The sequence below is a fragment of the Ruminococcus hominis genome (assembly GCF_014287355.1).
GTDB classification, from domain to species: Bacteria; Bacillota; Clostridia; order Lachnospirales; family Lachnospiraceae; genus Schaedlerella; species Schaedlerella hominis.
Window position 1 is genome coordinate 325,776 of sequence record NZ_JACOPE010000001.1, and the last position, 24,432, is coordinate 350,207.

25 protein-coding genes are annotated in these 24,432 nt (G+C 37.6%); 24 read left to right on the forward strand and 1 reads right to left on the reverse strand.

The window, feature by feature from the left end; genetic code table 11:
* Nucleotides 1–15 precede the first annotated feature (15 nt).
* From H8S40_RS01390 to nagB, 7 genes are all read left to right on the forward strand, one after another.
* The gene (locus tag H8S40_RS01390; RefSeq protein ID WP_243116280.1) at nucleotides 16–1,017 is read left to right on the forward strand and encodes an SIS domain-containing protein; all 1,002 of its coding nucleotides are present in this window, start codon (nucleotides 16–18) and stop codon (nucleotides 1,015–1,017) included.
* Nucleotides 1,018–1,077: 60 nt separating this feature from the next.
* A complete protein-coding gene (locus H8S40_RS01395; RefSeq protein WP_118737698.1) occupies nucleotides 1,078–1,935 on the forward strand; it encodes a PfkB family carbohydrate kinase in 858 nt (285 codons plus the stop codon).
* A gap of 2 nt (nucleotides 1,936–1,937) precedes the next feature.
* Nucleotides 1,938–2,582, forward strand: a complete 645-nt coding sequence (locus H8S40_RS01400; RefSeq protein WP_118737699.1) for an HAD family hydrolase — start codon at nucleotides 1,938–1,940, stop codon at nucleotides 2,580–2,582.
* A gap of 84 nt (nucleotides 2,583–2,666) precedes the next feature.
* Nucleotides 2,667–3,680: an SIS domain-containing protein gene (locus tag H8S40_RS01405; protein WP_022075235.1), complete on the forward strand. Its 1,014-nt coding sequence runs from the start codon at nucleotides 2,667–2,669 to the stop codon at nucleotides 3,678–3,680.
* Nucleotides 3,681–3,751: 71 nt separating this feature from the next.
* Nucleotides 3,752–4,711, forward strand: a complete 960-nt coding sequence (gene pfkA / locus H8S40_RS01410; protein WP_186864370.1) for a 6-phosphofructokinase — start codon at nucleotides 3,752–3,754, stop codon at nucleotides 4,709–4,711.
* Nucleotides 4,712–4,746: 35 nt separating this feature from the next.
* Nucleotides 4,747–5,562 carry a Cof-type HAD-IIB family hydrolase gene (locus H8S40_RS01415; protein ID WP_118737701.1) on the forward strand — a complete coding sequence of 272 codons (816 nt, stop codon included), beginning with the start codon at nucleotides 4,747–4,749 and terminating at the stop codon, nucleotides 5,560–5,562.
* 18 nt (nucleotides 5,563–5,580) lie between these two features.
* Entirely contained in the window at nucleotides 5,581–6,312 is a 732-nt protein-coding gene (nagB, locus tag H8S40_RS01420) for a glucosamine-6-phosphate deaminase (protein WP_118737702.1), read from the forward strand.
* Between the two features lie 48 nt (nucleotides 6,313–6,360).
* Here the strand turns inward: nagB and H8S40_RS01425 are convergent, their stop codons facing one another.
* Nucleotides 6,361–7,305, reverse strand: a complete 945-nt coding sequence (locus tag H8S40_RS01425) for an AEC family transporter (protein ID WP_186864371.1) — start codon at nucleotides 7,303–7,305, stop codon at nucleotides 6,361–6,363.
* Nucleotides 7,306–8,028: 723 nt separating this feature from the next.
* On the opposite strand from H8S40_RS01425, the gene H8S40_RS01430 reads away from it, so the two are divergent.
* From H8S40_RS01430 to atpG, 17 genes are all read left to right on the forward strand, one after another.
* Nucleotides 8,029–9,942 carry a BglG family transcription antiterminator gene (locus H8S40_RS01430; protein WP_121056388.1) on the forward strand — a complete coding sequence of 638 codons (1,914 nt, stop codon included), beginning with the start codon at nucleotides 8,029–8,031 and terminating at the stop codon, nucleotides 9,940–9,942.
* A gap of 141 nt (nucleotides 9,943–10,083) precedes the next feature.
* A complete protein-coding gene (locus tag H8S40_RS01435; RefSeq protein ID WP_022075241.1) occupies nucleotides 10,084–10,395 on the forward strand; it encodes a PTS sugar transporter subunit IIB in 312 nt (103 codons plus the stop codon).
* Nucleotides 10,396–10,413: 18 nt separating this feature from the next.
* On the forward strand, nucleotides 10,414–10,671 hold the full coding sequence (locus tag H8S40_RS01440) for an HPr family phosphocarrier protein (RefSeq protein WP_022075242.1): 258 nt from the start codon (nucleotides 10,414–10,416) through the stop codon (nucleotides 10,669–10,671).
* A 95-nt stretch (nucleotides 10,672–10,766) separates the two neighbouring features.
* Entirely contained in the window at nucleotides 10,767–12,389 is a 1,623-nt protein-coding gene (gene ptsP / locus H8S40_RS01445) for a phosphoenolpyruvate--protein phosphotransferase (RefSeq protein WP_022075243.1), read from the forward strand.
* A gap of 327 nt (nucleotides 12,390–12,716) precedes the next feature.
* Nucleotides 12,717–14,852, forward strand: a complete 2,136-nt coding sequence (locus tag H8S40_RS01450; protein ID WP_243238141.1) for a M28 family peptidase — start codon at nucleotides 12,717–12,719, stop codon at nucleotides 14,850–14,852.
* On the forward strand, nucleotides 14,852–15,481 hold the full coding sequence (locus H8S40_RS01455; RefSeq protein WP_022075245.1) for a GNAT family N-acetyltransferase: 630 nt from the start codon (nucleotides 14,852–14,854) through the stop codon (nucleotides 15,479–15,481). Before H8S40_RS01450 ends, H8S40_RS01455 begins: the two co-directional genes overlap by 1 nt.
* 56 nt (nucleotides 15,482–15,537) lie before the next feature.
* Nucleotides 15,538–16,839, forward strand: coding sequence for an amidohydrolase (locus H8S40_RS01460; RefSeq protein ID WP_186864372.1), 1,302 nt, complete (start codon nucleotides 15,538–15,540; stop codon nucleotides 16,837–16,839).
* Nucleotides 16,823–17,431, forward strand: a complete 609-nt coding sequence (locus H8S40_RS01465; protein ID WP_186864373.1) for a Maf family protein — start codon at nucleotides 16,823–16,825, stop codon at nucleotides 17,429–17,431. Before H8S40_RS01460 ends, H8S40_RS01465 begins: the two co-directional genes overlap by 17 nt.
* Before the next feature lie 76 nt (nucleotides 17,432–17,507).
* Entirely contained in the window at nucleotides 17,508–17,699 is a 192-nt protein-coding gene (locus tag H8S40_RS01470) for a DUF6472 family protein (protein WP_186865702.1), read from the forward strand.
* Nucleotides 17,700–17,713: 14 nt separating this feature from the next.
* Nucleotides 17,714–18,505 (forward strand): copper homeostasis protein CutC, encoded by a 792-nt coding sequence (locus H8S40_RS01475; RefSeq protein ID WP_366482139.1) that lies wholly within the window; start codon nucleotides 17,714–17,716, stop codon nucleotides 18,503–18,505.
* A gap of 189 nt (nucleotides 18,506–18,694) precedes the next feature.
* A complete protein-coding gene (locus H8S40_RS01480) occupies nucleotides 18,695–19,063 on the forward strand; it encodes a hypothetical protein (protein WP_186864374.1) in 369 nt (122 codons plus the stop codon).
* Nucleotides 19,064–19,960: 897 nt separating this feature from the next.
* Nucleotides 19,961–20,641, forward strand: coding sequence for a F0F1 ATP synthase subunit A (locus tag H8S40_RS01485; RefSeq protein WP_366482141.1), 681 nt, complete (start codon nucleotides 19,961–19,963; stop codon nucleotides 20,639–20,641).
* Nucleotides 20,642–20,722: 81 nt separating this feature from the next.
* Nucleotides 20,723–20,947 carry an ATP synthase F0 subunit C gene (atpE, locus tag H8S40_RS01490; RefSeq protein WP_022075251.1) on the forward strand — a complete coding sequence of 75 codons (225 nt, stop codon included), beginning with the start codon at nucleotides 20,723–20,725 and terminating at the stop codon, nucleotides 20,945–20,947.
* Between the two features lie 46 nt (nucleotides 20,948–20,993).
* Entirely contained in the window at nucleotides 20,994–21,497 is a 504-nt protein-coding gene (atpF, locus tag H8S40_RS01495; RefSeq protein WP_022075252.1) for a F0F1 ATP synthase subunit B, read from the forward strand.
* Nucleotides 21,475–22,011: an ATP synthase F1 subunit delta gene (gene atpH, locus H8S40_RS01500; protein ID WP_022075253.1), complete on the forward strand. Its 537-nt coding sequence runs from the start codon at nucleotides 21,475–21,477 to the stop codon at nucleotides 22,009–22,011. The genes atpF and atpH overlap by 23 nt, the downstream gene beginning before the upstream one ends.
* A complete protein-coding gene (gene atpA, locus H8S40_RS01505; RefSeq protein WP_118724501.1) occupies nucleotides 22,008–23,525 on the forward strand; it encodes a F0F1 ATP synthase subunit alpha in 1,518 nt (505 codons plus the stop codon). Before atpH ends, atpA begins: the two co-directional genes overlap by 4 nt.
* Before the next feature lies 1 nt (nucleotide 23,526).
* Entirely contained in the window at nucleotides 23,527–24,423 is an 897-nt protein-coding gene (gene atpG / locus H8S40_RS01510; protein ID WP_186864375.1) for an ATP synthase F1 subunit gamma, read from the forward strand.
* The last annotated feature ends 9 nt before the right edge of the window (nucleotides 24,424–24,432 follow it).

Consider the following 24,432-nt stretch of genomic DNA (forward strand, 5'->3'; position numbering starts at 1 on the left):
TAGGAGGAAATTATCATGATGGTAAAGTTTGATGAAAATCAGATTTTGAAAAACGGAGAATATATTTATGCTCAGAGAGCAGAGATTGAAAAAATAGCAGATGCTGTTTGCGAGAAAGGGTTTGACAATATTTTGTTTACTTCTTCAGGAGGTTCACTTGCAATGATGCAGCCTTTTGATTACATGATTTCAGTAATGTCTAACCTGAATGTACAATCACAGATTTCAGCAGAACTTCTTGTTGAGGGAAATAATCATCTTACAGATAAGACATTAGTATTTATGGCATCAAAATCAGGCGATACAAAAGAGACAGTTGCTGCTGCTAAGTATGTAAAAGAAAAAGGAGCAACGATTGTGTCTGTTTTAGGAGTTGACAATTCGCCGCTGGGTGAGTTATCAGATTATTCAGTTGTATACAAAGATGGAAGACCACAAGAGTATGTTTTGTATATGCTAATTGGAAAAATGTTGGAAAATAAAGGATTCTTTGATGATTACAAACAGTTTGCAGATGAATTGAAGAATCTTCCGGCAGCCCTGGTATCGGTAGGAAAAGCAAGTGAGCCAAAAGCAAGAGCATATGCAGAGAAGTATAAAGATGATCCATATCAGATTTGGATTGGTTCAGGTAATTTGTGGGGACCTACATATTCATTTGCAATGTGTGTATTAGAGGAATCACAGTGGCTGAGAACAAAATCTGTAACATCTCCGGAATTTTTCCACGGAACAATTGAATTGGTGGAAAAAGGAGTTTGTGTAGCCTTAAATATGACAGAAGGACAGACTAGAAAATTGGATCAGCGAGTAAAAGATTTTGTAGGACAGTATACAGATGACTTTACAGTATTTGATACAGCAGATTATGAATTGCCTGGTATTAGTGACAAATTTAGATGGATGCTTTCTCCGGTTGTGATTAACGCGGTATTGTCCAGAGTGAGCAAGAATTTTGAACAAATTAGAAATCATTCACTTGATATTAGACGTTACTATAGAAAAGTAGAATATTAGATTAATGAGTAGGATACCGCGAATAGAATTTGCGGTGTCCTTTTTTAGAGGTAAAAAAATATGAAAATAGCAGGAATCGGCGATAATGTAATAGATCGTTATATGAATATGGGGATTATGTTCCCAGGTGGGAATGCAGTTAACGTTGCTGCTCATGCAGCACTTCTTGGCGCAGAGGCTGCATATGTAGGAAGCATCGGAGCAGACAGAGAAGGGAAAATATTGAAAAATGCTTTGGAAAGTTTAGGAGTAGATTTATCTCAATGTATCTTTGATCCGGAAGCAACAACAAAAAAATGTGATGTGAATGTAATTGATGGTGAAAGACATTATATAGGATGTGATTTGGGGACAAAATGGGCACATACAACGACAATTCGTACAGAAGAGGTGGAATATCTAAAAACTTTTGACGTGATCCATACAAGTTGTAATGCCAAATTGCATGAAGATGTATATAAATTAAAAGATTTAACAGGAATGGTGACCTTTGATTTTTCAGTAAAAGATAAATATCGTACAGAAGAGTTTTTAAATATGACATGTCCATACTTGGAATTGGGACAATTTTCCTGCGACCATATGGAAGAACCAGAAATACAGGAACTATTAAAAAAAGTTTATGCGCATGGGTGCAAAAATGTAATTGCGACTATGGGTGGCCGTGGACAGATTTTTTACAATGGAAGCGAATTTATAAAAGGAAAAGTCTATTTTGTAGAACCTGTTGACACAATGGGAGCAGGTGATTCTTATCTTGCGGCATTGATTGTATCTTTGCTGAAAAAAGGATGGAAAAAGGGCGTTGTTTTGCAGGCAGATGTGATCAAGGCAGCCATGGATGATGCAGCACATTATTCATCAGACAACTGCTTGCGAGAGGGTGGCTTTGGGTTTAAAAATCAGATTGAGGAATAGAAATGAAATATATTATTTTTGATTTAGATGGAACATTGAGTCGAACAGATAAATTTATGATTCCATCAATTGAATTGGCAATGGAAAAAATGAATATACCAGTTTGGACAGAAGATGCTATTCGCTGCACGATAGGTGAACCGGTAGAAGTGACCAATCTCAAATTTTTTGGACAGAAAAAAAGCGAAGAAGCGGATAATTTCTGGAAATTAGTATCTGGTTATTATAGAACAATATTTCATAATTCTGTTGAGGAATATGAAGGTGTAGGAGATATGCTGGATTCTCTTCATGAAAGAGGATATAAAACAGCAGTATGCTCAAACGCCGATGAAGAGTATATAGAAGAGGTATTGGACAAACTTGATTTGCGTGAAAAAATAGATCGAGTAAGACCTATTATTCCAGGAAAAGGAAAAGTGGAATCATTAGCCCGTTTTTTACAGGATGAAAATCCAGAGTTCGCAATATTAGTAGGTGACAGGTGTTATGACTTTGAAGCAGCGCAGGCAAATCGTATTTTGTTTGTTGCCTGTAAATATGGATGTGGAACAGAGGAAGAGCTGAAAATGGCAGATTATTCCATAAATGAGCCACGGGAACTATTGGATATTTTGAATGAAATAAAAAAATTTTTAAAAAATTAAAAAAACCACTTTACATATAATGTTATATGATGTATTATTACATCAACGAACAAGATAACACTTAAATTTAAGGAGGAAAATAAGATGTTTAATTTTGATGTACCACGTTACGAAAAAGTTGTAGGAGATGCAATTGCATTAAGACCACAGATTGAGAAAGCAGTTGATGAGATTTGCCAGGAGGGGTATTCAAACATTTTCTTTATTGGATGCGGCGGAACTTATGCACATTCACTTCCAATGAAATATTGGTTTGATACAACTTCAGAGATTGAAACACACTCAGTAATTGCAGCAGAATTCATGGTATCAGGACATAAGAGATTCACAAAAGATTCAGTATGTGTATTCTCTACAAGAAGTGGAAATACAAAAGAGATTGTAGCAGCAATCAAATATTGTAAAGAGGCAGGAGCAAGAACTCTGGTATATGTATCAAATGATAATACACCAGCTTGTGAATATGCAGATTATAAGTTCTTCAGTTTCGCAGAAGATGATTGCCTGTGTGAAGCAATTTATACATATATGATTACATTACTGGCAAGATTCAAAAAGAATGCAGGAGAATTTGATAAATATGATGAGTTTGTAGAGCAGTACAGCAAGATTGTTCCATATCTCTTGAAAGCAAAAGAGCAGTATGAAGATAGATGTGCAAAAATGGCAGTAGAACATAAAGATACAGATTATCATATGGTAATCGGATCTGGAATGCTTTGGGGAGAAGCTTACGACTATGCAATGTGTATCCTCGAAGAGATGCAGTGGATTAAAACAAAATCTATCCATGCAGCAGAATATTTCCATGGAACACTGGAACTTGTAGAAGAAGATACAAGCTTAATCCTCTTCTACGGAGAAGATGAGACAAGACCATTAATGGATCGTGTTAAAAACTTCTCTGAGAAAGTAACAAAAGTTATTAATATTTTTGATACAAAAGAAGTTGAACTTCCATTTACAGATGCTGAATACAGAAAAATTGTTTCTCCAATGATCATGTATGCAATTACAGAAAGATTAAGTTGCCATCTTGAAAAAGAGAGAAATCATCCACTTACAACTAGAAGATACTATCGTCAGATGGAATATTAATAAATAGAAAACAAGCGAAAGGGAGGCAGGGGGATCTGCTTCCCTTTTGTAATATGAGGAAGGTGAACATAATGAAAAAAATAGGAGTACTTACTAGTGGTGGAGATGCTCCGGGAATGAACGCGGCAATTCGTGCGGTTGTAAAAACGGCAATTGCAAATGGAATTCAACCGATAGGGTTTATTAAAGGATATAATGGGATTCTTGAAAAAAATTATCATGTTATGGACAGAGAAAGCGTTTCGGGAATAATCCATTCGGGAGGAACTATTTTAAAAACAGCAAGATGTATGGAGTTTTATGAAGCTGCATATCGCGAAAAAGCATTTCAAAATGCAAAAGAAATTGGATTAGATGGATTGGTCGTAATAGGAGGAGATGGTTCATATCGAGGAGCAGGATATTTGTCAGAATTAGGTTTGCCATGTATTGGGGTTCCAGGAACAATAGATAATGATATTGCTTCAACAGAATATACAATTGGATATGATACAGCAATGAATACTGTAGTAGAATGTGTAGACAAATTAAATGATACGTGTCAGTCACATGAACGGTGTAGCGTAGTCGAAGTGATGGGAAGACATGCAGGACATATTGCATTAAATACAGGTATTGCAACAGGAGCTGTTCAGATTATCACAGAAGAGATTCCTACCCCAATTGATGAAGTTGTAGAAAATATCAAAAAAATTCGTGAGTCAGGAAAAGACCATTTTATTGTTATTGTTTCAGAAGGGTACGGAAACCCTGTAGAAATAGCCACGCAGATTCAGGAAAAAACAGGAATTGATAGTCGTGCCACAATATTAGGACATGTTCAAAGAGGTGGAAATCCGACATTGAAAGATAGGGTAAATGCAACTCGCATGGGATATTATGCAGTGAAGCTTCTTGAAGAGGGCAAAACCAATCGTGTAGTTGCTTTGCAACAGGGAAATCTAGTAGATTATGATATCCAAGAAGCTCTGAAGATGAAGAAACCATTGGATATGGATTTATATAATATGATGATGGAAATTAGCTTTTAAGAAACATAATAAATTGAATTTTGGAGAGATATAGAATGAAATATAAAGTTCTTGTTCTTGATTTAGATGGAACATTAACAAATTCAAAGAAAAAAATTACAGATTATACTAAGAAAATATTATTAAATTTACAAAAAAAAGGAGTACATATTGTACTTGCTTCAGGTCGTCCAGAATATGGAATCTGGCCGTTAGCAAGAGAGTTAGAATTAGAAAAATATGGTGGCTATATTCTAGCGTTTAATGGAGGAAAGATTGTAGAGTGCAGTACAAAAAAAACAATATTTGAACGAACAATAGAATATTCGTATGTTCAAGAAATTTATGAGCAGGTAAAGGATAAAAAAGTAGCACTTCTCACATATGAAAATGATTCGTTGATAACAGAAACGCCGAAAGATTTTTATGTAGAAAAAGAATCTTTTATTAATAAGATGAAAATAAAAGGGGTAGAAGATTTTATACAATATATTTCCTTCCCAATTACAAAATGTCTTATTACAGGTGATGGAACATATTTAGAAAGATTAGAGAAAAAATTACAAGAATATTTTAAAGATGAGTTAAGTATATATCGATCCGAACCATTTTTCCTGGAAATTATGCCACCTTTAATTGATAAAGCAAAATCTTTAGAAAAACTCTTGCGATATCTGGATTGTTCTCGAAAAGAGATGGTAGCATGTGGAGATGGGCTAAATGATCTTACGATGATTGAATATGCAGGAATAGGTGTGGCAATGGATAATGCACAACCAGTGCTAAAAGAAAAATCTGATTTTGTTACACTTTCGAATGATCAAGATGGTGTTGCTGAGGCCGTAAAACATTTTTGGAAAGAAATCGCATGAAAATAAAGGAGACCAAATATGAGGATTATAGAAGCACAGGATTATAAAGATATGAGTAGAAAAGCAGCAAATGTTATTTCTGCACAAATGATATTAAAGCCGGAATCAGTCATAGGATTAGCAACAGGATCTACTCCGATAGGAGTTTATGACCAATTGACAGAATGGTATAAAAAAGGAGATTTAGATTTTTCGAAAATACATACAGTAAATTTGGATGAATATAAGGGGATTGATGCAGAAAATAAGCAGAGTTATCATTACTTTATGAATCAGCATTTATTTTCGAGAGTAAATATTGAACTACAGAATACATTTGTGCCAGACGGAATGAATGAGAATCAAAATGAGGAATGTCAAAGATATGAGAAACTAATTGCAGGTCTGGGTGGTGTTGATCTTCAGTTATTAGGGTTGGGACACAATGGTCATATTGGTTTTAATGAACCAGCTGAAGTTTTTGTAAAACAAACACACTGTGTTTCTTTATCAGAGAAAACAATTCAAGCAAATCAACGTTTTTTTGAATCAAAAGAACAGGTGCCGAAACAGGCATATACCATGGGAATAGGAACAATTATGTCAGCTAGAAAAATTCTCATTATTATTAGTGGAGAAGATAAAGCGGAGGCAGTGAAAAAATCGTTTGGAGAGGAGATATCGCCACATGTACCGGCATCAATACTTCAATTACATCATGATGTAACAGTGATTGCAGATAAAGCAGCATTGAGTAAATTAGATATTTGAAAAAACCACCGGCAGAATCATTCGAAGAGAGATTCTGCCGGTGGTTTTTTAAATTAATCTAAGTGTCTTTAAAATATATAGCCATCCGGTTACGGTAAAGGAACTAAACAATGTTGTCAGCATAACAACACTGGATGTTAATACACCCTCATGCCCCATATTACGAGACATGACATAGCAGGCAACAGTTGTTCCTGATCCGAGCATTACGAGTATTGCAAGTAATTCTTCGTTTCGAAATCCAAGCAAAATTGCAATCGGAAGAAATATGGCACAAAGTCCGATAAGTTTGATAAAAGTTGCGGTAATTGCAGGTTTTGCCTTGCCAAGAGCCTTGTGAATATCAAACATAGCTCCCATAGCCATTAACCCAAGCGGTGTTGCGGTAGCTCCAATGCTGGTTGCAGTCTTATTTAAAATCTGTGGCATTGGTATTTTTAGTGCAGACCATACAAATCCGGCAATAATACCAAGAATAATCGGATTTGTGAGGATCCCGATTAGAGTCTTTTTCAAAACCTTCGAGTCCAGACCTTTTTGTTCCGGCTGGAAAAATGACAGGACAATAACTGCCATAATATTATAGAGAGGAACGCTTCCGATGATCATAAGCGGAGCCATACCGGTATTGCCGTATATATTTTGAATAAATGCAATACCGAGAATGGCGGCACTGCTTCGGTAAGACGCCTGAATAAACTCTCCCTGAATGGTTTTATCTTTCCAAAGAAGAGAAAGAAGCGCAACTAAAATAATGCTCAGCAGTGTTGCTATAAAACAGAAAAGAACGAATTTACCATTCCAGGCACTTTTAAAGTCAACTTTTGCCAAATCAGCAAACAGCATAACCGGGAGTGGGACACGAAATACAAAAGCATTCATTTTCGTGGCAAATTCTTCATCAATCCAGTTCAATTTTCGAAAAAATAGTCCCAGAACCATAAGTAAAAAGATTGGGACGGTAGCATTTAAGCTAAAAATTAAATTATCCATTTAAATAAGCCTCCTAAAACATATGCTTATCATAGCATATGTTTTAGGAAATGGCGTGTTTTTTGTATAAAACAAAATGTGGATATTAAAAAAGAACAAACTAAAATCCACTGCACTATCATAATAATTGTAGTACAGTGGACTTTAAATTATTTCATCCATCGGATGTTGTCCTCCTTATTTATTTGATATCTATTTAAAACTATTATCTCAAATAGTATTCTTATGGTATTTTATTTTAATTTCCCATTGGATTTTACCTCTTTCACGTATTTGGATATTCAGTTTTTATTTAGTATCCCATTGGATTCTACCTCTTTCGTTAAATTTGTATTCGAATATTTTATTTAACGTCCCATTGGATTTTACCTCTTTCATTAAATTAAATATTGTTTTTTATGTCTGTCCCATTGGACTTTACCTCTCTTTCGTTAATATTGTGTCTGTTTTAAAATACTCTTTCTGGTGGTCCGTACCTCTTTCTTTAAATTTTATCTTTAAATAAGATTTATTTTCTTAGGAGGTTTTTGTTCTCCTTGTTTTGTTGTCTTTATAATATCTCACTATGCTGAAAAAGTCAATAGAAAATCAGAAAAAATATTAAAAATATTTAAATTAACAGATAATTAAGAAGAAAAGTGGTAAAAAACAGATTAAAAAAACAAGGTGAAAATATGTTACAATTAGAATATGTAAGGAAATCGTTGCGAAAGGAGTCAGAAGATGTTCAATTCACAGGAACAGAAGATTTTACATTTATTAGTAAAAACGGAATATATGACAGCAATAGAATTGTCAGAGAAGCTTGGTATTGGTGTTAAAACGGTGAGAACAAGAATTAAAGAGTTAAATTTACAGCTGACGCAATATGATGTGGCGATTTCTTCAAAGCCACGTTATGGATATTATTTGAATAAGGAAGAAAAAGAACAGATAGAGGTACTTTTGAAAAATGGAATCCATAATGAAGGACAAATCCCGGCAACATCAAGGGAACGTATTCACTATTTACTTGCATATTTGTTGAATCAGAAGGATTATGTGAAGTCTGAGAATTTATGTGAGTTTCTTTACATTTCGAAAGGAACTCTTACGAATTCGCTTCGTCAGGTGGAGGAAGTTTATCAAAAATATCATATTACTATAGATAAGAAACCGAATTATGGAATTAAGGTTAAGGGACGAGAATTTGATATCCGTCAATGTATGATGGATGTGTTTGTTAAAAAGGACGGCTTAGAAGGTGTTGGGAGAATTTATCAGACGCAGGAGATTCGGTCACTTGGCAAACACGTTTATCAGTGTATGCAAAAGTACGGGATAGAATTTTCAGAAATCGCATATAATGATTTTATTGAACATATTTATATTGCGATTCGAAGAATCCGTCAAGGGCAATTTGTGGAGGAGATGCAGGGTCTGAAAACAGGACAGGCCGAGACAGAGTTTATTAAAGAACTGGCAGAGTTTATTGAAGGAGAGTATCATGTGACATTTCCAAAAGTGGAGCAGGAGTATCTGTTGCTGCAATTGGCGGGAAAAGGTATAGTGAAGGAAGGACAGCAGCAAGACAATTTTGTGATGCAAAGCGAGATGGATGAGCTCGTAGATCAGATGTTGAATATGGTCTACAGAGAATTTCAAATTGATTTTCGCAATAATCTGGGACTGCGTATGGAATTGAATCAACATCTGGTTCCGCTTAGTATTCGATTAAAGTATCATATTTTTTTCAGAAATCCGATGCTGGAAGAAATTAAAAAGAATTATATTTTTGCGTATACAGTCGCATTTCAAGTGTCATCTATTTTGAAGGAATACTATGAATGTGATATTCCTGAGGATGAAATAGGAGAACTGGCTGAAATTTTTGAACTGGCTCTTGAGCAGAGGGAGAGTGACAAGAAGAAATATTCCATTCTAATCGTATGTGCTTCTGGGCGAAGCAGTTCGCAGCTTTTGAAATACCGATATAGCCAGGAGTTCAAAGAAAATATCAAAGAAATATATGTATGTAATCTGTATGAAGTGGAAGCATTTGATTTTTCAAAAGTAGATTATGTTTTTACAACTGTTCCAATTCAGACATATGTACCGGTGCCGATTTTAGAAGTGAGTTCTTTCTTAAAAGAGAGCGATATTACAGCGGTCAGAAAGTTGTTTGAGCAGGAAAGTAAAGAGTTTTTGAGAAAATATTATCGGCCGGAATTGTTTTTTACAGATATACACGGAACAACAAGAGATGAAGTGTTGGCAAAATTATGCGGTCGTGTGGAGATGGCTACGAGAAAGAATACTGTATGGGGAAATGTTGTATCAGCTGCAGATTTATTTGCATCTGTATTAAGCAGAGAGGAATTGTCTCCTACAGACTATGGCAATCTGGTTGCAATTCCGCATCCTGATAAAGTATTTTTGGAAACTACGTTAGTGGCAGTAGCTATATTAGAAAAGCCGATAATCTGGAATAGAGAACAGGTGCAAATAATTATTTTGACTCTGATAGGAAGTGAGGAAGATCCGGACATTCAAAAATTTTATGAAGCAACTACGGATTTATTGCTGAGGACAGAAGATATTTCAGAGCTTATACATAGAAGAACATTTGACTCTTTAATTGGAATGCTGAAAAAATAAAAATGTCTGATCTGATTATATTTTTTTAAATTCAGGTTAGAATAGTAATACAAAAATTGCCACATTAAATGTGGCTTTTTTTTCGTTGGAGTTTTATGTAAAGGAATGGTAAAGTAGGGATTAAGAGAGAGAGGAAACGATATGAAGTACATTACATTACTTTGTAACGCCGGGATGTCTACCAGTCTCATGGTTAATAAGATGAGAAGGATAGCGACAGAGCAGAATATAGAAGTAGAGATTCATGCGATGGCAGAGTTTGCATTTCAAAAGTATGACAAGCCAACCGACGTATTGCTTCTTGGACCACAGGTCAGATATAAGTATGATGTCTTGAAAGAACAGTTTGAATCGACCGGAACCCCAATTGCGGTAATCGACTCTCAGGCTTATGCATCGATGGATGCAGAGGCAGTGTTAAAAACAGCATTAAATATGATAAAAGAAAGATAATAAGAGGAGGACAAAACAATGGCAAAATTTACTTATGTAATCACAGATGAGGTAGGACTTCACGCAAGACCAGCAGGACTTCTGGTTAAGAAAGCAAAAGAGCTTGGAGCAAAAATCACACTTGCATGCAATGGAAAAACAGCAGATGCTACAAAGATCATGGCAATCATGGCTATGGGAGTTATGAAAGATATGGAAGTTGAAGTAACTGTTGAAGGTGACAATGCTGATGCAGCAGCTACAGAATTAGAAGCATTCTTCAAAGAAAATCTGTAATTAGAAGAATAAGAAGCATTTGAATAACTGTTCGGTACAGAAATAGGGTGTGCTGGACAGTTATAAATTTATTATTAAGTTAAGGCGGGGTCATTATGGAAATTATTCAGGGAAAAGCTATTTTCGGTGGAATTGCAATCGGTCCGATTTCGTTTTTTGCAAAAGAGCAGAAACAGGTAAAACGTACAAAAGTTGAGGATACAGAAGCTGAAATTGCACGCTATGAAGCGGCATTGGCAACAGCAATTGAACAGTTGGGAGCATTGTATGAGAAAGCCCTCAAAGAAGTGGGCGAATCTGAAGCACAGATTTTTGAAGTACATCAGATGATGTTGGAAGACGATGATTACAATGATTCTGTTAAAAATATTATTACTAGTCAGGGACTTAATGCAGAGTATGCAGTAGCTACTACAGGAGACAATTTTTCGACAATGTTTGCAGCAATGGATGATGAATATTTCCAGGCAAGAGCTGTGGATGTTAAAGATATTTCTGAACGTATCATTAATATTTTGATGGGAATCGGAGAAGCGAAAGTGTCTGATGAGCCATCTATTATTGTTGCAGAGGATCTTGCACCTAGTGAGACTGTTCAGATGGATAAGAGTAAATTACTTGGTTTTGTTACAAGACTTGGGTCTTCTAATTCTCATACAGCAATTCTTGCAAGAACAATGAATATTCCTGCTCTGATTCAAGTAGATATTAAAGAAGAATGGAATGGAAAACAGGCGATCATTGATGGATTCAGTGGTAAATTTATTATCGAACCAGAAGCAGATGTATTGGAAGAGTATCAGAAGAAACAGGCAGAACAACAGGAAAGAAGACGTCTTCTTGCAGAGCAGAAGGGTAAACCGACTGTGACAAAGAACGGAAAAGCAATTAAGCTTTTTGCAAATATTGGTTCTGTATCAGATCTTCAATCTGTAATGGAAAATGATGCAGCTGGAATAGGATTGTTCCGAAGTGAATTCCTTTATCTGGAGTCTGATACATATCCGACAGAAGAGGAACAGTTTAAGGCTTACAAGATGGTAGCAGAGACGATGGCAGGTAAGAAGGTTATTATTCGTACATTGGATATCGGAGCTGATAAACAGGTAGATTATTTTGAGTTAGATAAAGAAGAAAACCCGGCAATGGGACTTCGTGCTATCCGCATCTGCCTGACAAGACCGGAAATCTTTAAGACACAGTTGCGTGCACTTTTAAGAGCAAGTGCATTTGGTAATATCGCAGTGATGTATCCAATGATCATTTCTGTTGAAGAAGTTCGCAAGATTAAAGCTATTATGGAAGAAGTAAAGGCTGAACTGGATGAAGCAGGAATCCCATATGGCAATGTAGAACAGGGAATTATGATTGAGACACCTGCAGCAGTAATTTTAAGTGATCTGCTTGCAAAGGAAGTTGATTTCTTTAGTATTGGTACAAATGATTTAACACAGTATACATTAGCAATTGACCGTCAGAATGCAAAATTAGATGAGTTCTATAATCCTCATCATGAAGCAGTTTTAAGAATGATTCAGATGGTTGTTGAAAATGCTCATAAGGCCGGAATCTGGGCTGGAATCTGTGGAGAACTTGGAGCAGATCTGGAACTTACCGACAGATTTATGGAGATGGGTGTAGATGAATTGTCAGTATCTCCAACATTTATCTATCCTGTAAGACAGAAAATCAGAGAATATGACGGAGAGACAAAATAGGTTACTGTTCACAGTACCTGTGAACAGTAACCAAAATAGTTGCCGTGCTCATAGAAATTTGAATAATGGCATAATTAAATAAGGTTATATGGTAGCTCATATAAATATAGAGGCATCCCGGCGTTTCCGCCAGGATGCCTCTTGCTGTTTACAAATACTGTGAACAGTAACTATTTGGCAATTTTTTAAAGAGAGACAGAGATAAAAATATATTGAGAATATACCAGAGTGCGTTATAATGGGGAATAGAAAACAAAAGATTATCATTGCGTGTTCTTATGGAACAGACAGTTTATAGATTCAGTCAGAAAAGAAAGAAGATGCATCATGGAAGTAATAAAACAGAAAGAATTGTGGGAAAATCAATTGCAGACATGTTTGAGCAAGTTAGATGTTGAATATTCGTATCAACTTGCAAAACGAATGGAAAAGGAAAAAACAAATCCGGTGCTGGGATATCGAACAGCAGGCTCAAAGGCAGAGATTGCCACAGGTAATATGTTGTATGAGGAAATGAAACGGATTGGTTTGTCGGATGTGACAAAAGATGAATTCCGTCTGGATTCGTGGGAGTTTGAGAAAGCTGTTTTGAAATTCAAAGACAAAAAAGGGAAGGAATATAGTTGTCAGTTAGGAGCGTATCAGACCAACTTTGTAACGGATGGATTTCAGGAGTATGAGATTGTATATGTAAATAAAGGAACTGCTGAAGATTATGAAGGGATGGATGTAGAAGGTAAATTAGTTCTTGCAGAAATCAATCAGCGGGATGAATGGTGGATTAATTATCCTGCTTATCAGGCATATTTGAAAGGTGCGGTCGGATTTATTGCAGTGCAGGAGCATGGATACGGAGAAAAATACGATACCTCTCTAAATGCACAGGATATCGCAGGTCCGGAATATGCGGCAGCATTTTCCATGTCACAGGCAGATGCAAAGAAGTTAAAAGAATGTATGGGAATATCGGCTGAGTATAATATGGGTTCAACATGTGTGGAAGTAAAACAGCCAATTTCAGCAAAAGTATGGTTGGATGCCAAATCTATGGTTCGGCGAAATGTACCGGCATATAATATTGTGGGAAAGATTCCGGGAGAAGAGACGGAACAGATGATTTTGTTGACGGCACACTATGATTCATATTTTGATGGATTTCAGGATGACAATGCCGCAGTCGCAATGATTATCGGAATGGCGAAGGCAATGTTGGAGGGCGGTTATCGCCCGGCACATACGATTGTAGTTTGTGCGGTGGCTGCAGAAGAGTGGGGTGTATCAGATTCTAAATTTGACTGGTCAACCGGCGCATACAATCAGGTCTTTCGAGTGCATCCGGAGTGGCGGGGACATATAATTGCGGATTTAAATTTTGAATTGCCGGCACATGCACATCACAGTCGAGATGCAATCCGGGGAACATATGAATATGCGGATTATTTCGAACAGTTTGTAAAACAGATTGATGTACCGAAAAAAGCATATCCGGATGGAATAACAGTATTGTATCCGATCGAGACATGGTCGGATGATTTCTCTATTTCAATTGCAGGAATTCCTTCGCTGGTAAATGATTTCAGTGATGGACCATTTATGGAAAATTATTATCACTCTCAGTATGACAATGAAGAACTGTATGAAGAACCGGTGTATCGTTTTCACCATGAATTGTATTTGAGATTGATCTTGGAAATGGACAAACTGGTACTTCCGCCGCTGAATTTTGGAAGGATGTTTAAGGCAATGAAAGAAAGTCTGGATGAGAAGGAGATATTGCAGGAAACAGAGAATGCAGTGATTCAGGAAAAAGAACAGTCAGACGAGGTGAAGGATAATCCGGTTCATGTATTAGAAAGACTGATAGATTGCGGCATCTATCAGGCAGACGAGATATACAAGTGGATACAGGGGGTAAATCTGGAATATCAAAATTTGGAATCAAAGGAAGAACGAAAAGTTTATCGGGAGCAATATTCGAAAAAGGGAGAAGCATTGCTTCGAATTTATCAAAAAACACAAGATTATTTTACACGTCTGGATTGGGAAGATGAGGTAAAATTTCCACAGGAGGCGGTGAAACGCAATATCAGGGAACTTAAGTGTGCGTTGGATGCGTTGAAAGAGGGAAAAATTCATGATACACTGGAATCCATTTATAAAGTAGATAATAACTGTTTTGCATTTTTGTTTGATGATGAAGTGTATTATCATTTTACAGAATATATTTTACACCAGCCGAAGGAACGATTAATGTGGGGCGCAGGGAGAATCTGGCACCATGAGAATCTTTATGGAATCGTGCAACGGTTGAGAGGTAAGATGAAGGAAGAGAATCCGAAATTGAATGAGGAAATAAGACGATTGGAAGCAGCTATTTACAGACAGAAAAATTGTTATGAGGATGATATTCGATACATGATTCGTTCGTTGGAGAAAATCCGAAAAATGATGGGAGAGTTATAATGGATAATTTATATAAAGTACAAGAAGAGGATTTGGAGAGATTAAAGCGAATACTGACGGTATGTTTTGCAGAAGATCCGCTCTATTGTACGTTGATTGAAGATGAAGAAACAAGGGAACGACTTTTACCGGAGCTGTTTGAGAGTGACTTGACAGAATTTTTTGAAACCTGTGACATCTATTCCGATAGTGAGGAACTCAACAGCATTCTTGTAGTGTCAGATGAGACGGAGCATCAGAATCCAATCTACCATTATCTGGCACAGCTTAGAGGGACGATTAGAACAGACGAAAGCTTGATCAAAGAAGACCACAGCCTGAAAACATTTTGGAACTTTGCACTTGGCAAGGATTATTTGAATGCAAGCTGGACAAGTCAGCTCCATCAGACAAAGCGGATACATATTATATATTTAGCGGTTGCACCGAGCCATCAGCATCATGGACTGGCAGAACATTTGATGAAAGAATTGATCGAACATGCAGAAAAGAATGATTTGATGCTGTCCTTAGAGACGCATAATCCGCAGAATGTACCGTTTTATGAGCATCTTGGATTTAAAGTATATGGTGTGGTGGAAAATTCACATTTTGATTTGAAGCAGTATTGTATGATCCGGGAAATATAATCTCAAAAGTTAGAATATGAAAGAAATTTTACTAGGAAAATGAGGTAATAGTGAGTATGGATACAAGAAAACAGATTACGACATGGGTGGATACAAATAGAGAAGACCTGATTGAGACAGCAAATGAAATTTTTAAACATCCTGAAATTTCTTTGGAGGAGAAGGTGTCTTCGAAGATTTTGGCAGATTATCTTGAAAAGCAGGGATTTACGGTGACTTGGGGAATTGCCGGATTTGAGACAGCATTTGTCGCTGAATGGGGATATGGTAAGCCGGTTCTCGGATTCCTGGCAGAGTATGATGCCTTGCCGGGACTTGGACAGGAAACCTGCAGTACACGAAAAGCAATCGAAGGACCGGGACACGGATGTGGTCATAATTTACTTGGAACAGCATGTGCCGGGGCAGCCGGAGCACTTAAAAGCTGGATGGAAACGGAAGAAAAAGAAGGAACGATACGTGTATATGGATGCCCTGCAGAGGAGATTGTAATTGGTAAGATTCGTATGAATGAGGCGGGAGTGTTTGATGATTTATCCGCAGCAATCACATGGCATCCGTTTGATCGAAATCGTGTGAGTTACGATATCTGGCAGGCTCAGGATATCAAAAACTATAAATTTTACGGAAAAGCTGCACATGCCTCAAAGCATCCGGAAATGGGAAGGAGTGCACTTGACGCAGCAGAATTGATGAATGTGGGAGTAAATTATTTGCGGGAACATGTGGCAGACGATGTGCGTATGCATTACACTTATACCAATACGGACGGTCCGGCTAATATTGTACCGCCATATGCTTCAACAAATTATTTTATCCGCTCAGCAAAATGGGAGAGAACAAAAGATGCATCTGAGAGGGTTGATAATTGTGCAAAAGGTGCGGCACTTATGACTGGAACAAGAGTCGAAATTGAACGTGTGACGAAGAATAAGGAAATGAAAGTGAATCGTGTCCTGGCAGAGACATTTTATCATGCAATGGAACAAATCCAGACACCGGAGTATACAGATGAAGAAATTTTATTTGCAAAAGAAATCAGCGAAGAGGCGGGGCTGGAAAATGATGGAGTGTATTTCACAGGATTAGAGCCTTTAGAAGAAAACCCGGTTATCTTATCGATTGGAACAGATGTGTCTGACGTAAGCCATACAGTTCCAACAGTAATGTTGAGCGCAGCGGCAATGTGTAAAGGAACGCCATTGCATCACTGGGCAGCTACAGCACAGGTTGGCATGAGTATTGGGGAAAAAGCGATGCTGTATGTGGCGGAGTGTATGGCACTGGGGGCAACAGATCTGGTGAAACAGCCGGAATTATTGAAGAAAGCGTGGGAATTACATGATAAAACAAAATAAAAAGCGAATCGTGCTTGGATCGGCTTCGCCAAGACGAAAAGAGTTATTAGAGCAGATTGGCATAGAATTTGAAATTAAAACAAGTGATAAGGAAGAAATATATGAAAGTACAATTCCGACAGAAATTGTTCAGGAACTGGCATTGATGAAAGCAGGAAATGTGGCAATGGAGCTGGAAGAAGCGGAAGGAAATGTGATAGATACAATTGTAATCGGAGCGGATACGGTTGTTGTTCATGATAATAAAATATTGGGAAAACCGTCAGATGAAGCGGAGGCATTTCACATGTTAAAGAGTCTGGCAGGAGATACACATCAGGTTTATACAGGAGTTGCAATGCTTGTGTATGGAGAAGATGGCGAAGCCAAAGAAATCTGTCATGCAGAAAGGACAGAGGTATTTGTACATGAAATGAGTGATGAGGAGATTCGGAACTACATTGCGAGTGGAGAACCGATGGACAAAGCAGGTGCATATGGAATTCAGGGAAAATTTGCTGCATACATCGACAAGATAGAAGGAGATTATTATAATGTGGTCGGACTTCCGGTGGCGTATGTATACCAGCAGTTGAAGGCACTGGATGCGTAAATAATGTTGATAATAAGAAAATTACCGGGATATGTGAATAATAAGTGTGAAAAAAACGATCCGGAGGTGGATAACTTTGCAGAAAAAGAAGAGCAATGTGAATTGTGAGAGTTGTATGAATTATGAGTATGACGAAGAATATGAATACTATGTTTGTACACAAAATTTGGATGAGGACGAAATGTATCGATTTGTTCAGGGAAGCTTTCATGACTGTCCATATTATCAGTTTGGAGACGAATACCGCATTGTGAGAAAGCAGATGTAAAGATAAAATTGAAAATGCGAGCAGAGCGAGTGCTGAATTATTATGAAAGTAGAGGAATGATCAAATTGAAAAAAATAATATTAGAGGCATGTGTAGATAGTGTGCAGTCTGCTATTTATGCACAAGAAGGCGGAGCAGACAGATTGGAGCTGTGCAGTAATTTGCTTATTGGCGGGGTGTCGCCGGGAAAAGCATTATATGATCAGGTGAGAAAGAACACAGATATTCCGGTACGTGTACTGCTTCGTCCAAGATATGGGGATTATTGTTATGACGGATATGAGTTTGAGCAATTAAAAGAAGAAGTACAGATGTATTGTGAGGCGGGTGCTGACGGAATCGTCATTGGTTTGTTACGTCCAGATGGCAACTTGGATGTGGAAAGAATGGAAGAGTTGATTAAACTAACAGGAAATAAAAAGAAAACACTACATCGGGCATTTGATGTGTGTGTAAATCCAATGAAAGCATTGGAAGAGGCAATAGAAATCGGCTTTGATACGATTCTTACAAGTGGTCAAAAAGGAACTGCGTGGGAAGGAAGAACAATTCTGAAAGAATTACAAGAAAAATCCAAGGGTAGAATTGAGATCCTTGCAGCGTCCGGGATTAGTGCAGAGGCAATCAAGAAGCTGATTCCATATACTGGGATTATGTCTTATCATATGTCAGGGAAGGTTGTGCTGAACAGTCAGATGGAATATCGAAAAAAGGGAGTAAGTATTGGGATGCCGGGAGAGGATGAGTATGTGATCTGGCAGACTGCGAAGGAGAAGATAGCGGAAGCGAGTGGGATTGCTATTTAGTTCATTAAATGGCAATACGTTCCTTACAAAAAATTGATATAAGAATTCTTGCTCAGATTCCATGAGCGTGAGACACATAAGAGCGTAAATTTTTGGGTAAGTAATGTATTGGCTCAAGTTGTGAAGTGAATAGAACTCAAAGGATATCGAGCGACAATATCTGCGATAGTGGATTCTAGGGGATTGAAGATGCAAAATTTTGATGGGGAGCATCTTCACGTTATCGAAAATGTGGGATGTAGATGCAAAATTTGCGAAGGGAGTATCTTTAAATCCCAGAAAAGGCAAGATGCAGATGCAATTGTACATGATAGACAGGCTGAAAAGCATCTGCAAGTTCAAAGAAGAGCAAGTTGCAGATACGTTGATCCCCAAAAGAGCATCTACAACAGCGAATATCAAGGGATTGCAGATACATCAGCTACCAAAAGAGCATCTGCAACAGCGAATATCAAGGGATTGCAGATACATCAGCTACCAAAAGAGCATCTGCAACAGCAAATATTAAGCCAGTGCAGATACAATGGTTGCCACAAAGGCATCTGCACAAGCAAATAACCCCATGATATAGATACATCAGACACCAGAAAAGTAAATCCCTCATCGCTCCACCTATTTCAACCACGATACACAGTAAAGTTTTGCTTTTTGTTCATTAGATTTGCGATAACGTACTGAGAAAAAATATTGGATATGAATTTCTGCGAATACAAAGGAAGCGATTGGAAATAGTAAAAGGCCAGAATTTTACGTTAGAGCTTAGAAACTTGCTGTTTGAGGGCACAGCCCGAGTTGCTGGTTTCTAAGCTCTGTTTTCAGTAATAATTCTGACCTTTATGTATTTCCCGCTGACGGAGTCTGAACAGAAATTCATATCTAATATTTTTCTCAGGGACGCTTATCCAACTTAATGAACTAAATAGCAAAAAATTCACAGTAATAACAGAAACAGTCCTACAATCTATTGGGAAGAATGTGAGTGAAAGTATTTATAAGCGTTAAAAAATGATAAAAGTAAATGGATGATATATATATAAATAAAGAAAGCAGTGTGCAAATTTCACAAAAATTCACATTTTTTTCGTGGCAAATAGAATAAATACGTGACGACAAATTTGGAAATGTGTTTCCGTACAAAAAAAATGGAAGAAAAAATGCATGAAAAAGAGAAATGAATCAATAAAAATAAAAGGAATTTTGAATAAAAATTCCATGAAAAAATGATAAAAAGTAGAAGTAAAAACAGCAATAACAAAAGATTGACAAAAGAATTTTGTGGGAGTATATTTACAATAGCTTTTGAGAGATACAATCTTGAAAGGTGCGATAAGGCAAAAGTTCTTCTGTGAAAGAAGTTCTTTTTTTGTACCTAAAATGAGGAGTTTCTTCTTATTGAATGGAACCTTATCGTAAATAACAATTTGATAAAGAAAGGGAGGGAGCGATACGGGCAATTTGACAGACAGGTTGCTGGAAGAACTGCAGTGTGAGACGGTCATAAAGATTCCATTCTTGAATGGGTTGCTGGATATTAAGGAATCGGTAGTCGTCACATGGATTATCATGGCAGTGATAGTCGCCTTGTGTATCATCTTTGTGAGAAATCTAAAAGTTGAGAATCCGGGGAAAGGGCAGTTGTTATTAGAATCCGCTATTAGCACGGGTCAGAACTTCTTCGAAGATGTCATGGGTAAGGAAAACAGAAAATATATTCCATACTTATTGACTGTTCTGATTTATATTGGAATTTCAAACATTATAGGTCTTTTTGGGTTTAAGCCGCCGACAAAAGATTTGAATGTTACAGCAGCCATAGCAATTATGAGTATGATTCTTATTGAGTATTCAGGAATTCATAAAAATGGAGTGAAGCATTGGGTGAAGCATTTTGCTGAACCAGTACCATTTGTAGCACCGATTATGATTTTGGAAATTGTAATCAGACCGCTGTCGCTTTGTATGCGATTATTTGGTAATGTGTTGGGAGCATTTGTTATTATGGAACTTTTGAAGACAGTAGTTCCGGTTTTGGCTCCTATCCCATTTAGTTTTTATTTTGATATATTCGATGGATTATTACAGGCTTATGTATTTGTGTTCCTGACAGCATTGTTTATGAATGAAGAACAGGAATAACTTATTAGATTCACAGCGAGTTGTGCAAAGAATAATAAAATTACAATCATTTGGTGAAAAAAGAAAAAGGAGATTAGAATTATGGGAACAATTATTGCAATTGGAGCAGGTATCGCAGTATTAGCAGGTTTAGGAGCAGGAGTTGGTATTGGTATTGCAACAGCAAAAGCTGTTGATGCTATCGCAAGACAGCCGGAAGCAGAAAGCAAAATCAGTAAGAACTTAATCCTTGGATGTGCACTTGCAGAGGCAACTGCTATTTATGGTTTCATTATTGGTCTGTTAATTATCTTAATGCTGAAATAAGAAGTTGTTTAGCAAGACGAGTAAAGAAGAAAGGCAGGTGTAAAAGGTGATACAGTTTAATGCAAGCCTTATCTATACCATTATAAACCTTGTGATTTTTTATCTTTTACTGAAAAAGTTCTTATTTAAACCGGTTATGGGCATTATGGAAAAACGTGAAAAAATGATTGCTGATGGACTTCAGAATGCAACAGATACACAGAATGAAGCAAAGCAGTTAAAGGCAGATTATGAGAAAGCCCTGAGCGGAGCAAAAGAACAATCCAGCCAGATTGTTGATAAAGCACATGCAGAAGCTAAGAAAGAATACAATCGTATTTTATCAGAGGCAAATGAAAAAGCAGGAATTATGCTGGAAAATGCGAAGAAGACAATCGAGGTTGAACGTCAGCAGACAATGAATACATTGCAGTCAGAAATTGCGGGACTTGCAATGCAGGCAGCTAAGAAGATTGTTGATGAAAAGACAGAGAATCAAGGAAACAAAGGAATTTATGATCAGTTTCTGGAAGGAGTAGGTGAAGCTCATGGAAACACAGACATCGATTAAACGGATGTACCGCTCATCAATGTCAGGACATTATGCGCGAGTGTTGTATGAGCTTAACGTTCCAAAAACAGATATAGAGAAAACAAAAGAAACATTTGCAGAAGTACCACAGTTGAGAGAAGTATTTATCAATCCAACGATTTCTGCAAAAATAAAAATGAGCGTCATCGATCAGGTGTTTCCGGAGAGTATGAAGAATTTCCTGAAAGTCGTATGTAAAAATCAGCGTGTCAATCTGATTAATGAGATATTTGACGCGTATGATGAATATTGCGATGAACAGGCTCATATTCTGACGGCAGTATTGACCTGTGTAGAGCCTCCAAGTGAGGAACAGCTCGATAAGATGAAGGTATTCCTTTGTGACAAATATCAGAAAGCAGATGTGAAGATTCAAATTGTAGAAGATACGTCTCTTCTTGGTGGATTTATTCTTCATGTTGAAAATGATGAGTATGACTGGAGTCTGAAAGGAAGACTGACACGATTAGAACAAAAATTGACCTGGAGGTGAACAAGGTGAGTTCAATCAATTCAGAAGAAATCATTTCTATTCTGAAAAATGAAATAGAGAATTTTGATCAGATCAGTAAGGACAGCGAAGTCGGTACTGTAATTACAGTCGGTGACGGAATCGCAACCATTTACGGGATTGATCACGCCATGTACGGGGAAATTCTTACCTTTGAAAATGGTCTGAAGGGAATGGTTCAGGATATCCAGAAAGATGCTATCGGATGTATCTTGTTTGGCCATGACACAGAGATCAAAGAAGGAACAAAAGTTGCTCGAACAGGGAAAAAGGCCGGTGTTCCGGTCGGAGATAAATTTATCGGACGAGTTGTCAATGCACTCGGCGAGCCAATTGACGGAGCAGGTGAGATTGAAGCAGACGGTTATCGCCCAATCGAAAATGAAGCACCTGGTATTATTGACCGTAAATCGGTAAGTGTACCAATGGAGACAGGTATTCTGTCAATCGATTCTATGTTCCCGATTGGACGTGGACAGCGTGAGTTGATCATTGGAGACCGTCAGACTGGTAAAACTTCAATTGCTACCGATACAATTTTGAACCAGAAGGGAAAAGATGTAATCTGTATCTATGTTGCAATTGGTCAGAAAGCATCTACAGTTGCTAAGGTAGTAAATACATTTAAAGAAGCAGGTGCGATGGATTACACAATCGTTGTTGCTTCAACAGCGAGTGATTGTGCACCACTTCAATATATTTCTCCATATGCAGGAACTGCTATGGCTGAATATTATATGCACAAAGGAAAAGATGTATTAATCATATACGATGATCTTTCAAAACATGCCGTTGCTTACCGTGCATTATCATTGTTACTTGGACGTTCGCCTGGACGTGAAGCATATCCTGGAGACGTATTTTATCTGCATTCAAGACTGTTGGAGCGTTCCAGCCGTTTGAGTGATGCACTTGGCGGAGGTTCTATTACAGCACTTCCAATTATTGAAACACAGGCTGGTGATGTGTCTGCATACATCCCTACAAACGTAATTTCTATTACAGACGGACAGATTTTCCTTGAAAGTGATTTGTTTGCATCTGGTATGCGTCCGGCGGTTAACGTTGGTTTGTCTGTATCCCGTGTAGGTGGAGATGCACAGACAAAAGCAATGAAGAAGGCAGCAGGAAGTCTTCGTATCGATCTTGCCCAGTATCGTGAGATGGAAGTATTTACGCAGTTCAGTTCAGATTTGGATGCTGCAACAAAAGAACAGCTGGAATATGGTAGCGGTTTGATGGAACTTTTGAAGCAGCCATTAGGAGCACCAATGGGATTAGCGGAAAAAGTTATTACATTATGTACTGCAAGAAATAAAGTGATGCTTGGAGTTGAAAAAGCAAAAATTAAAGAATTCCAGCACGATATGTTGCAGTATTTTGCAACAGAACATCCTGAAATCGGCAAAGAAATTGAAGAGACAAAGGTATTGTCCGATGAACTGGCAGAGAAGATTGTAGAGACTGCAAAGGAATTTAAGAAGAGCAGGTGTTAAGATGGCAAATATCAGAGAAATACAGACTCGTATTAATAGTGTAAAAGACACGATGAAGATTACAAATGCCATGTATATGATTTCTTCGACAAAGATGCGTCAGGCAAAGAAAAAACTGGCTGACACAGAGCCGTATTTCTATGGCTTGCAGGGAGAAATTTCACGAATTCTCCGACATGTACCGGAGATGGAGAAGCAACGGTTTTTTGATCTTCGAGAAGAGATTCCGCCAGAGAAGCGTAAGATCGCATCAATCGTAGTAACTGCGGATAAAGGTCTGGCAGGAGCCTACAATCACAATGTGGTGAAGGCAGAAGAAGAGATACTTGCAGGTCCGGGAGAGCACAAATTATTTGTTGTAGGTGAGTTGGGAAGACATTATTTTGCTAAAAGTGGAGTAAAGATTGACACAAATTTCCAGTACACTGTACAGAAACCAACGATGCACCGGGCAAGAGATATTGCCGCAACTCTTCTTGAACAGTTTGAAAATGGAGAGCTGGACGAAGTATATATTGTATATACACGAATGGAAAATTCAATTCAGTCTGAAGTGGAGAAGGTTCGTCTGCTTCCGCTGGAGAGAAGCTCATTCAACGAGATGAAGATGCCGCTTAACGTGTATCGTGAAGCGATTGCATTGTATCCATCTGCACAGGCAGTGATGGACATTATTGTACCAAACTATATTGTAGGTATGATTTATGGTTGTCTGGTTGAGGCATATGCAAGTGAGCATAATGCTCGAATGACTGCGATGCAGACAGCAACAGACAGTGCACAGGATATTATCAGAGAACTTTCTATTGAATATAACAGAGCCAGACAGGCTGCAATCACTCAGGAAATTACTGAGGTCTGCAGTGGCGCAAATGCGCAGAAGCGGAAAAGGAAGTGAGAATAGCAT

Coding starts and splice junctions, on each gene's coding strand:
- H8S40_RS01405 (WP_022075235.1), top strand. CDS start 2,667: ATGTTTAATTTTGATGTACCACGTTACGAAAAAGTTGTAGGAGATGCA.
- H8S40_RS01475 (WP_366482139.1), top strand. CDS start 17,714: ATGCGAGCAGAGCGAGTGCTGAATTATTATGAAAGTAGAGGAATGATC.
- pfkA (WP_186864370.1), top strand. CDS start 3,752: ATGAAAAAAATAGGAGTACTTACTAGTGGTGGAGATGCTCCGGGAATG.
- H8S40_RS01440 (WP_022075242.1), top strand. CDS start 10,414: ATGGCAAAATTTACTTATGTAATCACAGATGAGGTAGGACTTCACGCA.
- H8S40_RS01435 (WP_022075241.1), top strand. CDS start 10,084: ATGAAGTACATTACATTACTTTGTAACGCCGGGATGTCTACCAGTCTC.
- nagB (WP_118737702.1), top strand. CDS start 5,581: ATGAGGATTATAGAAGCACAGGATTATAAAGATATGAGTAGAAAAGCA.
- H8S40_RS01455 (WP_022075245.1), top strand. CDS start 14,852: ATGGATAATTTATATAAAGTACAAGAAGAGGATTTGGAGAGATTAAAG.
- H8S40_RS01425 (WP_186864371.1), bottom strand. CDS start 7,305: ATGGATAATTTAATTTTTAGCTTAAATGCTACCGTCCCAATCTTTTTA.
- H8S40_RS01390 (WP_243116280.1), top strand. CDS start 16: ATGATGGTAAAGTTTGATGAAAATCAGATTTTGAAAAACGGAGAATAT.
- H8S40_RS01460 (WP_186864372.1), top strand. CDS start 15,538: ATGGATACAAGAAAACAGATTACGACATGGGTGGATACAAATAGAGAA.
- H8S40_RS01480 (WP_186864374.1), top strand. CDS start 18,695: ATGCAAAATTTTGATGGGGAGCATCTTCACGTTATCGAAAATGTGGGA.
- H8S40_RS01415 (WP_118737701.1), top strand. CDS start 4,747: ATGAAATATAAAGTTCTTGTTCTTGATTTAGATGGAACATTAACAAAT.
- H8S40_RS01395 (WP_118737698.1), top strand. CDS start 1,078: ATGAAAATAGCAGGAATCGGCGATAATGTAATAGATCGTTATATGAAT.
- atpE (WP_022075251.1), top strand. CDS start 20,723: ATGGGAACAATTATTGCAATTGGAGCAGGTATCGCAGTATTAGCAGGT.
- atpH (WP_022075253.1), top strand. CDS start 21,475: ATGGAAACACAGACATCGATTAAACGGATGTACCGCTCATCAATGTCA.
- H8S40_RS01450 (WP_243238141.1), top strand. CDS start 12,717: ATGGAAGTAATAAAACAGAAAGAATTGTGGGAAAATCAATTGCAGACA.
- H8S40_RS01400 (WP_118737699.1), top strand. CDS start 1,938: ATGAAATATATTATTTTTGATTTAGATGGAACATTGAGTCGAACAGAT.
- atpG (WP_186864375.1), top strand. CDS start 23,527: ATGGCAAATATCAGAGAAATACAGACTCGTATTAATAGTGTAAAAGAC.
- H8S40_RS01465 (WP_186864373.1), top strand. CDS start 16,823: ATGATAAAACAAAATAAAAAGCGAATCGTGCTTGGATCGGCTTCGCCA.
- H8S40_RS01430 (WP_121056388.1), top strand. CDS start 8,029: ATGTTCAATTCACAGGAACAGAAGATTTTACATTTATTAGTAAAAACG.
- ptsP (WP_022075243.1), top strand. CDS start 10,767: ATGGAAATTATTCAGGGAAAAGCTATTTTCGGTGGAATTGCAATCGGT.